This is a genomic window from Mesorhizobium oxytropidicola (assembly GCF_056174625.1).
In genome coordinates this window covers 2,669,300-2,680,334 of the sequence record NZ_CM149692.1, presented here as the reverse complement: position 1 = coordinate 2,680,334, position 11,035 = coordinate 2,669,300, and the positions used below count along the sequence as shown (strand labels likewise).

General features: G+C 64.4%; 10 protein-coding genes and 1 pseudogene. 6 read left to right on the top strand and 5 right to left on the bottom strand.

The annotated features are described in order from the left end of the window. Positions 1 to 130: 130 nt before the first annotated feature. Complete coding sequence (ypfJ, locus tag AC0V8S_RS13290; RefSeq protein WP_475437948.1) at positions 131 to 1,051, bottom strand: KPN_02809 family neutral zinc metallopeptidase; 921 nt, start codon at positions 1,049 to 1,051, stop codon at positions 131 to 133. A gap of 257 nt (positions 1,052 to 1,308) precedes the next feature. On the opposite strand from ypfJ, the gene AC0V8S_RS13285 reads away from it, so the two are divergent. Further along, the gene (locus AC0V8S_RS13285) at positions 1,309 to 3,378 is read left to right on the top strand and encodes a hypothetical protein (RefSeq protein WP_475437947.1); all 2,070 of its coding nucleotides are present in this window, start codon (positions 1,309 to 1,311) and stop codon (positions 3,376 to 3,378) included. A gap of 129 nt (positions 3,379 to 3,507) precedes the next feature. Here AC0V8S_RS13285 and AC0V8S_RS13280 read toward each other — a convergent pair whose 3' ends face one another. Together AC0V8S_RS13280 and mntR are read right to left on the bottom strand one after the other, a co-directional pair. Further along, positions 3,508 to 3,696 (bottom strand): hypothetical protein, encoded by a 189-nt coding sequence (locus AC0V8S_RS13280; protein WP_096449109.1) that lies wholly within the window; start codon positions 3,694 to 3,696, stop codon positions 3,508 to 3,510. Positions 3,697 to 3,887: 191 nt separating this feature from the next. Further along, entirely contained in the window at positions 3,888 to 4,340 is a 453-nt protein-coding gene (gene mntR, locus AC0V8S_RS13275) for a manganese-binding transcriptional regulator MntR (RefSeq protein ID WP_027044183.1), read from the bottom strand. Between the two features lie 232 nt (positions 4,341 to 4,572). On the opposite strand from mntR, the gene AC0V8S_RS13270 reads away from it, so the two are divergent. From AC0V8S_RS13270 to AC0V8S_RS13260, 3 genes and pseudogenes are all read left to right on the top strand, one after another. After that, positions 4,573 to 5,937, top strand: a complete 1,365-nt coding sequence (locus tag AC0V8S_RS13270; RefSeq protein ID WP_475437946.1) for an Nramp family divalent metal transporter — start codon at positions 4,573 to 4,575, stop codon at positions 5,935 to 5,937. Between the two features lie 54 nt (positions 5,938 to 5,991). Continuing rightward, positions 5,992 to 6,834: a protein-L-isoaspartate O-methyltransferase family protein gene (locus AC0V8S_RS13265; protein ID WP_475437945.1), complete on the top strand. Its 843-nt coding sequence runs from the start codon at positions 5,992 to 5,994 to the stop codon at positions 6,832 to 6,834. 117 nt (positions 6,835 to 6,951) lie between these two features. Beyond that, positions 6,952 to 7,602, top strand: a pseudogene (locus AC0V8S_RS13260) (dihydrofolate reductase family protein). Positions 7,603 to 7,797: 195 nt separating this feature from the next. Here AC0V8S_RS13260 and AC0V8S_RS13255 read toward each other — a convergent pair. Beyond that, entirely contained in the window at positions 7,798 to 8,706 is a 909-nt protein-coding gene (locus tag AC0V8S_RS13255; RefSeq protein WP_183462236.1) for a LysR family transcriptional regulator, read from the bottom strand. A 56-nt stretch (positions 8,707 to 8,762) separates the two neighbouring features. Here AC0V8S_RS13255 and AC0V8S_RS13250 point away from each other — a divergent pair, with 56 nt between their 5' ends. Next, positions 8,763 to 9,362, top strand: a complete 600-nt coding sequence (locus tag AC0V8S_RS13250; protein WP_475437944.1) for a LysE family translocator — start codon at positions 8,763 to 8,765, stop codon at positions 9,360 to 9,362. 209 nt (positions 9,363 to 9,571) lie between these two features. Here the strand turns inward: AC0V8S_RS13250 and AC0V8S_RS13245 are convergent, their stop codons facing one another. After that, the gene (locus tag AC0V8S_RS13245; RefSeq protein WP_475437943.1) at positions 9,572 to 10,366 is read right to left on the bottom strand and encodes an SDR family NAD(P)-dependent oxidoreductase; all 795 of its coding nucleotides are present in this window, start codon (positions 10,364 to 10,366) and stop codon (positions 9,572 to 9,574) included. Positions 10,367 to 10,551: 185 nt separating this feature from the next. Between AC0V8S_RS13245 and AC0V8S_RS13240 the strand changes: the two genes are divergently transcribed. Beyond that, positions 10,552 to 11,016: a MarR family winged helix-turn-helix transcriptional regulator gene (locus AC0V8S_RS13240; RefSeq protein ID WP_475437942.1), complete on the top strand. Its 465-nt coding sequence runs from the start codon at positions 10,552 to 10,554 to the stop codon at positions 11,014 to 11,016. Positions 11,017 to 11,035: the final 19 nt, after the last annotated feature.

Below are 11,035 nucleotides of genomic sequence, written 5' to 3'. Positions count from 1 at the left end.
CTTGGCGCAGGCGGACGCACCTTATAGGCGAACCCGCAAAAAGGAACAATGCGAGAACAGGCAGGAATGTTTGATCCTGACACCCCCTGACGGCGTCTTCGCCATCAGGGAATTGCGGTAAGTCGAGTGCTTAAAGCGGTCCACTCATCGTGTTGCAGTCCGACAGCTTGCCGCTCTTGTAGCCGCGCGCCAGCCAGGTCTGCCGCTGCTGCGAGGTGCCATGGTTGAAGCTTTCCGGCACGACATAGCCCTGCATCTTCTTCTGCAGCGTGTCGTCGCCGATCTGCTTGGCCGCGTTCAGCGCGCTTTCGATATCACCCTGCTCCAGAATGCCCTTCTGCGCGGTGTAGTGCGCCCACACGCCGGCGAAGCAGTCGGCCTGCAACTCGATGCGCACCGACAGCTGGTTGGCATCGGCTTCGCTCATGCCTTGCCGCATCTGGTTGAACTTGCCCATGATGCCGGTGAGGTTCTGCACGTGATGACCGACCTCATGTGCGATGACATAGGCCCGCGCGAACTCACCGGCAGCGCCGAACTTTTGATCGAGCTCCTGGAAGAAGGTCATGTCGAGATAGACCTTGTGGTCGCCCGGACAATAGAACGGGCCGGCCGCCGCCGAGGCAAAGCCGCAGGCCGAACGGACCTGGCCGGAAAACAACACCAGCTTCGGGTCCTCATAGGTCAGGCCTTGCGACTTGAAGATGCCGGTCCAGGTGTCCTCGGTCTCGGCCAGCACGGTCGCCACGAACTGCTTCATCTCGTCATTGGCGGGTGCTGTGCCGCTGCCCTGGCCGCCGCCATTGTCGGTGATCTGGCCACCGCCGCCCGGCAACAGGCCGCCATCGCCACCGCCCAGGATCGCCGAGGGATCGAAGCCGAAATACCATCCGGCGATCACCACCAGGATGACGAGGATGATGCTGCCGCCGCCACCCGTCCGGCCGCCGATGGGGAGCTGGAAGCCGCCACCGCCGCCGATCCCGCCGCCGCCGCTGTCGCTGCGGTCGTCCTCGATATTGTCACTCTGACGACGGCCTCTCCAGAGCATGGCAACTCCCCGTGATAAACTTCCTCGTTGCTCCGGCAAGGCCGGCTCAACCCAACAAACAATTATCCCAATGGTTGCGCCAAGTCACAGTGTTTTTCGATGGCCTTTAGGCGATCAAAGCCGGCGAGCGGCCTCGCTCATGCCTTGGATTGAAGCAGACGGAACTCTTGCCGCCAAGTTCGTTGCTGCGACTGTCGCCCCATGGCCGAAGATCGGGAAGACCGCTAGTGTTTGATTTTCTGTGTAGCGAGGGGCGCTTGCGGATCATTGGCCAATTCCTGCCGTTGCTGATGGCATTGGGTTGCCTTGAGATCGGGTCGGCCGGCGCGGTCACGCTCGATTCCAGTGTCGCTGTCACCGATCCCGCCACCTTGCAGGCGCTGGAGCGCGGCGGCCTCTCCATCAGCCGCCTGCTCGGCCCCGCGCTCGGCCTCACCCGCGACGTCGACAATCGCGGCCTGTTTTCCGTGCCGGCCCTGGCCACGGTGCGCGACACTGTCAAGCAGGAGATATCGGACGAGCCGAAGACCAGCCCAGACCCCTATGTCGCCGCCATGGCCAGATCGAGCGACACCAGCCAGAAATTCAATCCGAAATACATCGACGATGACGGCTCGACGCTGGACCTGACCGGCGTCGTCAACCGCATGGATCGCGGCTATCTTGGCCACACCGAATGCGGCGAGATCCGGCTGATCTATCGCTTCCACTATTCGGTCGCCGAAAAGCCGGCCAAGGGCAAGGTGGCGCAGCGCATCTCTTCGCGCCTGCCGCTGACCATGAGCCTGGTGTTCAACGCCAAGCCCGTGCGGGCACAGGCGCGCGCCTCGAAGGATCTGCCGAGCGCCACCGACGTATCCTGCGCCGACGTCGCCCAGCGCTGGCTTGCAGCAGGCCAAAAGGACCTGCCGCCCGAGCAGTTGGCCGCCTGGCTGCGTTCCGACGAAGGGCCGCTGTCCGGCGCGATGCTCAATTCCTCGCAGATCATGCGGCTCGAGCTCAACATGCAGGTGCTGCGGCTCTCGGCCTCGACGCGGCGCGATTTCGGCGGCCACGCCGAATATCTGCTGAAAATCTTCAAATGGAGTCCGGCGACCTCAAGCTTCTATGAATCGAGGATGGAGAACCAGATCGACCGGGCGACGGTGCTGGCCGACAGACCGTCCTTCGCCAAATGGCTGCTTACCGACCGCAACATCTACGACCTCGACCATGGCCGGCTGCTCATCGACGAAAAATTCCTGGCGAAGAGCGCCGTATCCGTCGCACCAGGAGGCTTGAGCCGCTCGCAGAACAACATCGCCTATGGGCTGGTCGACGACGCCGATATCGACAAGGCGCTGAAGGATTACGTCGCCAGGGGCAACACGCTCGCCACCATCAAGTCGGTGGCCGGCTTCAATTTGCGGCTGAACGAGATGAGTTGCACCGGCTGCCACCAGACGCATGGCATTGCCGGCTTCCACTATACTGGCGCCGACCCGGCGAGCGAACCGCGCCGCAACGCCGTCTTCGTGCCGGGATCGGCGGTGTTCTTCGCCGACCTGCCGCGCCGCCGCGCTATCGTCGAGCAATTCGCTGCCGGTGGCCATCCGGATTTCACCAAAGGTTTCGCCGCGCGTCCGGACCAGAAATATGCCGAAGCGCTGAAGGGCACCGACCTCTACAATGGCTGGGGCTCGATCTGCTATCGCGGCGAGGACGCAAGCTTCAAGGACTGGACCTGCGGCTCTGGCCTGCGCTGCGCCGGCGTCCACGAAAGCGCCATCCATCCGGGCTTCGGCACTTGCGTCAGCGAGAAGGGCACCGCGGTCGGCGACCCGGTCGAATTCGGCGAGATCAAAATGTCGACATGGGGCAACGATCAGTATTGCCGCCTGTCACCGGCCACCGCCAAGGCCTGCGCCATCGACCCGGCACGCGACAAGAAGCCGGTGGTCAAGCTCGCCGGCTATGGCGCCGCGCGCCAGCGCTACGACAACCCCGATCAGAAGACCGGCGGCTTTCCCGGCGGCATGCTGCGCAAGGCGACCTGCGACAAGCTTCCCGACGAGGCGACATGCGGCCGTCTCGCCAAGACCGGCTTCAACGACTGCATCGCGTCCGGCAAGGACCACAAATTCTGCACCCGGGAATTCACCAAAACCGCCGGCCTGCGCGCCTGCGACAAGGCGCATCCCTGCCGCGAGGACTATATCTGCACCGCCGGCTACGATGACCTGCCCCAGGACAAGCCCGGCGAAGGCACCTGCATCCCACCCTATTTCATCTTCCAGTTCCGCGTCGACGGCCACCCCAGAAGCTGGGTGCAGGATGTCCGTGAGTGAGAGAACGGTTCGCAGGCAAGTTGAAAGGTCCCGTGGACCTTTCAAAGGGCTCGAACGCCCGGAGCCATAGCGGAGGACAACCGGCCGCTGAACAGACAGCTTCCGCCTGCCGCTGACCACGGCGCGGCCTCAGCTTTTCTGCTTGGCCCCGGCGCTCTTGCCGTCGGAGCTTTTCGAACGTTCCTCGAAACGCGCGGCGCCCTTTTCCAGCGGGCGCCCGGTTTCGGCCTCGGTCTTGCGCTCGTCCTTCGCCGCCGCCTGTTTCAATCCCTTGGCCGCCTGCTTGCCTTTCGCGGTCGGTGCCTGTTCGACGCCCATTGCTTCCTCCCTTGGCGCGACAATCGCGCACTGTCAGGAGCAACGTGCGTAAGGTGCGGCGGTTCCACCTCTCCGGACAACGGCTGGGCGCCTTAGAGAAATTCCAGGAAAAGTGTGAGCGGTTTTCCGTCCGGAATTGCAAAAACAAAGAGTTAGAGCAGTTCGCCGTTTCAATGAAACGGTGAAATGCTCTAGCGCGGCGCCGTCATCGCCTTGCGGAACGCTTCCAGCGTCTCGGCGCTGACATGGTGCTCGATGCCCTCGGCATCGATGCGCGCCGTCTCGGCGCTGACGCCGAGCGAGCGCAGGAAGGCTTCCACCGTCTGGTGGCGGATGCGGCTCTCCTCCGCGACCTTGCGGCCGGCCTCGGTCAGGAACACACCGCGATAGGGTTTTCTCGACACCAGCCCGTCGGCGCACAGCCGTGTCAGCATCTTGGCCACCGTCGGCTGGGCAACGCCGAGCCGCGCGGCGATGTCGACCTGGCGCGCCTCGTTGCCGTCCTCGATCAAATCGGCGATCAGCTCGACATAATCCTCGACCAGCGCGCTGCGGCGCGCTTGGCGCTGCTGCCGGAACCCTTCCGAGTGGACATCGGCGTCGGGCAGTGGCTCACGCGGGACCGGTCTGTTCTTCAGCGCCAATGCGCGCTCCTCCTCGGGAGTTTGGCCGTCGGCGCTTTTATAGCACGGGCTCTGATTCTTCAGGCCGTTTATTTGCATTCCCCCACAGGCGCAACCGGCGTTTCCACTTCGCCGCTTCGCAAACCTGGCCGAGCGCCGACAAAAAGCACAAACAATGAAATATAGCCTATTGCATAATGTTGAGCCATGGCATAGCTTGCCGATATCCCCCATAAGTCGCGGAAGCCTTTTCATGTCAGACGCAGAAGCCACAGCCCCCCGTTCCTCATGGCGGTTCGCCGGACTGGACGAGGACGATCAGCCCAGCCTGCGCGAAGTCAATTCCACCATCGCCGTGCCGAGCTCCGGCGCCTGGTTCCGTCGCCTCTTCGCCTTCATGGGGCCAGGCTACATGGTTTCGGTCGGTTATATGGACCCGGGCAACTGGGCGACCGACCTCGCTGGCGGCGCCCAGTTCGGCTACACGCTTTTGTTCATCATCATGCTGTCCAACCTGATGGCGATCCTCCTGCAGGCGCTGGCCGCCCGGCTTGGCATCGCCACCGGCCGCGACCTCGCCCAGGCCTGCCGCGCCTACTACCCCCGCCCGGTCAATTTCGTGCTGTGGATCGCCTGCGAACTCGCCATCATCGCCTGTGACCTCGCCGAAGTCATCGGCACGGCGATCGCCTTGCAGCTTCTGTTCGGCATTCCGCTGGTCGGCGGCGCCATGCTCACCGCGCTCGACGCCTTCCTCGTGCTGCTGTTAATGAACAAGGGGTTCCGTTATCTCGAAGCCTTCGTCATCGCGCTTTTGATCATCATCTTCAGCTGCTTTGCCATCCAGATCTTCGTCGCCGCCCCACCGGCCGGCACGATCCTGCATGCGATGTTCGTGCCGTCGTCGGAGATCGTCACCAATCCGGCAATGCTTTACATCGCCATCGGCATCATCGGCGCCACGGTCATGCCGCATAATCTCTATTTGCACTCCTCGATCGTGCAGACCCGTGCCTATGAGCGCACCGAAAAGGGCAAGCGCGACGCCATCAAATGGGCAACGACGGACTCCACCATCGCCCTGATGCTGGCTTTGTTCGTCAACGCCGCCATCCTGATCGTCTCGGCCGTCGCCTTCCACGACACCGGCCACCAGGACGTCGCCGAGATCGGCCAGGCCTTCGAGCTCTTGTCGCCGCTGCTGGGCCTCGGCATCGCCTCCATCCTGTTCGCCGTGGCGCTGCTCGCCTCGGGCCTGAACTCGACGGTGACCGCGACGCTCGCCGGCCAGATCGTCATGGAAGGCTTCCTGCGCCTGCGCATTCCCAACTGGGCACGGCGGCTTCTGACGCGCGGCCTCGCCATCGTCCCGGTGGTGGTCGTCACTGCACTTTATGGCGAGAAAGGCACTGGCCAGCTGCTGGTGTTCAGCCAGGTGATCCTGTCGATGCAGCTGCCCTTCGCGGTGGTGCCGCTGGTGCAGTTCGTCTCCGACAAGAAGAAGATGGGCAACCTCGCCATTCCGCGCGGCGTCGCAGCCCTTGCCTGGGTGGTCGCGGCGATCATCCTCGTGCTCAATTTCAAACTGCTCTACGACACGATGTTCGGGGTCGGTTGAGGTTTCGCCGGATGGCGCGACAAACCGCCAAATGGCGCTATCTTTCCAGGCATCATGAGCAACATTGAAGACATCAGGAGATTCTACGCGCGGCTGATGGCGGCCAATGCCGCCTCATCGGATCCACGCCTGGAAGAGGTGTTCGCCAGCGTGCCGCGCGAAGCCTTTCTCGGCCCGGGACCGTGGACGATCGTCGCCAGCGGCGACAAGATCACCACGCCGAGCGCCGACCCGGCCCATGTCTACCAGAACGTCCTGGTGGCGCTCGACGCCGACAAGGGCATCAACAATGGCGAGCCGTTCCTGCACGCCATGTGGATCGGAAAACTGGCGCCGAAACCCGGCGAGGCCGTCACGCATATCGGCGCCGGCACCGGCTACTACTCCGCCGTGCTGGCCAGGCTGGTTTCACCTGGCGGCACCGTCACCGCCCTCGAACTCGACGACAGACTGGCCGAGCTGGCGCGCAAGAATCTCGAAGCCTATGGCAATGCGACTGTCGTCCACGGCGATGCCGTGACCACACCCCTGCCGCCATCCAACATCATCTATGTCAACGCCGGCGTCGTCGCGCCGCCGGCCGGATGGCTGAAAGCGTTGCGCCCCGACGGCCGCATGATCTTCCCCTGGCGCCCGGCCGAGCGCGTCCCGCTTGCTGTGCTGGTGACCCGCACCGAGAAGGGCTTGGCCTGCAATCCCTTCATGCGCTCCTGGTTCATTCCGTGCTTCGGTGCCTCGGTCGCGGATCTTGCGGCGAAGATTCCGACACCGGAGCAGGCCACGCGCAGCCGCTCGATCTGGCTGACGAGCGACAAGGCGCCGGACCGCACCGCCACGGCCATCTTCGGCGACGTCTGGTTCTCGACGAAAGACGTCCGCGCCAAACCCGGCAGATGACGCATCGATGCGCCAATTTGTCCAGAATTTCGCGGGCCCTGTCGGGATGGGTGCGGGCCGGCCGTCCTTGGGCCACAGTCCGGCCGCGACAGCGTGAATGGAGCAAGGGAGAGACCAATGAGAAAGATCATCGCCGCCACCTTCGTCAGCCTCGACGGCGTCATGCAGGCACCCGGCGGGCCGGAAGAGGACCCGGTCGGCGGCTTCATGTTCGGCGGCTGGACCTTCCATTACTTTGACGAGGTGGGTGGCGCGGCCATGGAAGAACTCTTCTCCAAACCCTTCGCCCTGCTGCTCGGCCGCAGAACCTACGACATCTTCGCCGCCTACTGGCCGTTTCAGAAAGATCCGATCGCCGATGCCTTCAACCCCGCGACCAAATATGTAGCGACGCACCGGCCTGACACCCTCGCCTGGCAGAACACGCAATGGCTTGGGGAAGATATCGTCGCGGCGCTGCGCCGCCTCAGCCAGGAGGATGGACCCGACCTGCTCATCCAGGGATCGGGCCATCTGATCCAGACCTTGCTTGCAAACGGGCTGATCGACGAGATCCGGCTGATGATCTTCCCGCTGCTGCTGGGCAAGGGCAAGCGCTGTTCGGCGATGACGCCATGCCGGCCGCCTTCAAGCTTGTGAAGTCGCAGACGTCGAGCACCGGCGTCATCATAGCGACCTACGAACGCGCTGGCGAAATCGAGGTCGGCTCGTTTGTCACGGGGGAAGTCGTCGAACGCCGAACTCGAGCGGCGCAGGAACTGGAAGTAGCTTTGCAAGACCTGGGTTCCTCGCCCCCGCCAGAGCGGGGGAGAGTGGCCGCGAAGCGGCCGGAGCGGGGGCTTCGTAGGGCGGATGCTTATGAGAACTTGGCACCGCAGCGCCAATCCCCCTCTCCGTCTCGGCTTCGCCGAGCCACCTCTCCCCCACATTCGTGGGGGCGAGGAACCCGAGCTCTGGAGCCACTCAAGCCGCTTGCGCTCGCCGCGCCAGCCCGTCGCGTATATGCCGCGCGAATTCCTGCGCGGCAGGCCCAACACCATGCCGTGGCAAATGCAGATTGATGGCAAAATTCGGCAGCGGCGGCAGGCCGGACTCAAAGGGCAAGATGTCGAGATCGGCCGGGACCGTGGACGCCAGCCAGGTGGTGACCGCGAGGTCGGACCGCACCGTCGCCGTCGTCGCGTCGATGTTGCCGTTCTCGAACACCGTGCGCCATTCCAGCCCATGCTCGTTGAGCGCCGAGAGCACGACCGGGCGAAAGGCGCAGGTGTCGGCGACGATCGACACCGGCAGCGGCCGTTTTGCGCGGGCAGTGCCGCCTCTGGCGCCGACCCAGACCAGCCGGTCGACGGCCAGGCATTCGCCTGATGTCGGGCCGACCCTCTCCTCGATCACCGCAAGGTCGATAGTGCCGGCCGCCAGCGCTGCCGCCAGTTCCGGTGACGACGCACAGACCAGCGAGATCTCGACCTGCGGATAGGTCTCGGCATAGGCCTTCAGCACCGGCGCCAGCAAGGTTCCCACCAGATCGTAGGGCACGCCGAGCCGCACCTGGCCGGCGACAGCACTTCCCGCCATCTCGGCCCAGATTTCGTCATTGAGGCTGAGCAGGCGCTTGGCCTTGTCGAACAGCCGCTCACCGGACCGCGTCAGGCGCAGGCCGCGCCGGTCGCGCTCGAACAGGCTGCAGCCAAGCACCTCCTCCAACCTTTTGACCTGCTGGCTGACGGCGCCCTGTGTCAGATGCAGCGCATTGGCCGCCGCTGTCATGCTGGCCTTGTCGGCGACGGTGACGAAAGTGCGCACGAGCGCCGTGTCGAGGTTGCGGATCATGCTGGCATTATAGATGCTAATGCTAAGCATCGCAAACATTGCATTTACTGATGCCCAGCCAAGCCTACCATGGAGCCTCCGACAAAGGACGCCTCATGCTCCAGCCCATCCTGCCGCTCATCCTGTTTGCCTTCGTGGCCACCGCAACGCCGGGCATCGCCACGACCTTGTCGACCGCCTCGGGCGCGCAATTCGGCTTCCGCCGTTCGGTTCCGCTGATGATCGGCAGTGCCGCCGGCCTCGCCACCGTGACGGGGGCGGCCGCCGCCGGGCTCGCCGGCCTGCTGCTTGCGGTGCCGTCGCTGCAGCTTGCCATGAAGATCGCCGGCTCGCTCTATCTCCTGTGGCTGGCGCTCAAGATCGGCCGCGCCGGCCCGCCCAATCTCGACGTGACGATGGCCAAGCCGAACAGTTTTCTTGGCGGCGCCGGCATCCAGTGGATGAACCCCAAGGGCTGGGCGATGGGACTGGGCGCGGCGGCCTCCTTCGCTGCCCTGGCCGACGGCCCGGGACAACTCGCTCTGCTGCTCGGCTCGACCTTCGGCCTCACCGCCGCCATCTCGCTGTCCGTCTGGTGCCTGGCCGGCATGGTGCTGGCCCGGCTGCTCAAGACCGAATGGCAATGGCGCGCGCTGAACATCGTGCTGGCGCTGGTGCTGGCGGCGTCGATCGTTCCGATGTGGCGGTCGGCGTGAGGCGCCGTCCTAGCAAGACTTGGGTTCCTCGCCCCCGCGAGAGCGGGGGAGAGGTGGCCGCGAAGCGGTCGGAGAGGGGGGCTGGCGCCGGCGGCTGGAAGGAATCTTGAAGCCCGTTCACGGACAGGATTGCGCCAGTCCCGTCTCGGCTTCGCCGAGCCACCTCTCCCCCACATTCGTGGGGGCGAGGAACCCAGGCATGGATAGCCTCAAGCCGCGTAGCGCGCCGCCGGCTTGTCGGCGTGCAGGCTGCCGTAGAAGGCCTGGCGGGCGCCGAGGAACGTGTCCAGCTTGCCGGCATCGGCAAGTGCGGGCACGGTGACGGCTTCGCCCCTGGCCAGGCCGACAAGCGCCGCATCGACCATGTCGTCGGCGGTCATGATGATCTCCTTCGGAAGCTGGTCGATATCGCTGCCGGCAAGCTCCCAGAAATCGGTCCGGGTCGCGCCCGGCAGCACCACCTGCACCTTCACATTGCTGCCCGCGACCTCGCGGTGGAGCGCTTCGGTGAAGTTGACGACATAGGCCTTGGTGCCGCTGTAGATGCCGCCAAACGAGGTCTCATAGGCAAGCACCGAGGCGATGTTGACGATGGCGCCGCGGTTGCGTGCCAAAAGCCCCGGCAGCACGGCACGGGTCAAACGGGTCAAGGCGATGACATTGACCTTGATCATGCGCTCGGCCGCGTCGGCGTCGGCCGTTGCCACCACCTGCTGGCCGCCAAGGCCAGCATTGTTGACCAGCAGCGTCACGCTGTCGTCGGCCGATATCGCCTGCTCGACGCGGCGCACATCATTGTCGTCGGAGAGATCGGCGCTGATGACGCTGACCTTGCGATCGTAGGCGTAGCGCAGCTTCTCGGCCAGTTCCTCGAGCCGGTCTGCACGCCGCGCCACCAGCACCAGATCATAGCCCTGCCCCGCCAGTCGGTCCGCATAGACCGCACCGATGCCCGATGACGCGCCGGTGACGACCGCCGTGCCCTTGTTTGTCTGTCCACTCATTGTCCTGTTCCTTCTGTTGCTGCCCGGCGAGACGGGCCGATGTCCCTGGTCCCGCCGCCTGATTTCCAATTAGTGGCATATGCCACTTTCAGGGAAGTAGGTATATGCCACTATCTTGTCAACGGAGGCGACAGAAACTATTTCTGCGGCAGGCCGGCAGACGCCGTTGCCGGCGAGGAACCGTGATGACCAAGACCGCGATGCCGGGATTTAGCCCTTGCAACAATGCAACGTTGCGGCGTGCTGCGCGCAAGCTCGGCCGCTTCTATGACGATGTGATCTCGCCTTCGGGCCTGAAGGGCACGCAATACGGCTTGCTTTACCAGATCCACGTCAGCAACGAGCCGGCGATGGGCACCATAGCCGAGGTGATGGTCATGGATCTGTCGGCTCTCGGCCACACGCTGAAGCCGCTGATCCGCGATGGCTATGTCGAAGCCTTCGCCGACAAGGACGATCGCCGCGTCAAGCGGCTGCGGCTGACACGCCAAGGCCTCGCCAAGCTCGAGGAGGCAACGAAATTATGGAGCACTGCCCAGCAGCGCTTCGAGGCCATGGTCGGCAAGCAACGGGCTGCCGACCTTCGCGCCATGCTGGATGAAGTCGCCGCACTGGACTATGAGTCGCCGGCGGTCGCTCTTCCAGGCTGAAAGAGCGACCGCCAGTCAG

Coding starts and splice junctions, on each gene's coding strand:
- AC0V8S_RS13245 (WP_475437943.1), bottom strand. CDS start 10,366: ATGAGTGGACAGACAAACAAGGGCACGGCGGTCGTCACCGGCGCGTCA.
- AC0V8S_RS13270 (WP_475437946.1), top strand. CDS start 4,573: ATGTCAGACGCAGAAGCCACAGCCCCCCGTTCCTCATGGCGGTTCGCC.
- AC0V8S_RS13255 (WP_183462236.1), bottom strand. CDS start 8,706: ATGTTTGCGATGCTTAGCATTAGCATCTATAATGCCAGCATGATCCGC.
- AC0V8S_RS13265 (WP_475437945.1), top strand. CDS start 5,992: ATGAGCAACATTGAAGACATCAGGAGATTCTACGCGCGGCTGATGGCG.
- AC0V8S_RS13250 (WP_475437944.1), top strand. CDS start 8,763: ATGCTCCAGCCCATCCTGCCGCTCATCCTGTTTGCCTTCGTGGCCACC.
- AC0V8S_RS13240 (WP_475437942.1), top strand. CDS start 10,552: ATGACCAAGACCGCGATGCCGGGATTTAGCCCTTGCAACAATGCAACG.
- AC0V8S_RS13280 (WP_096449109.1), bottom strand. CDS start 3,696: ATGGGCGTCGAACAGGCACCGACCGCGAAAGGCAAGCAGGCGGCCAAG.
- ypfJ (WP_475437948.1), bottom strand. CDS start 1,051: ATGCTCTGGAGAGGCCGTCGTCAGAGTGACAATATCGAGGACGACCGC.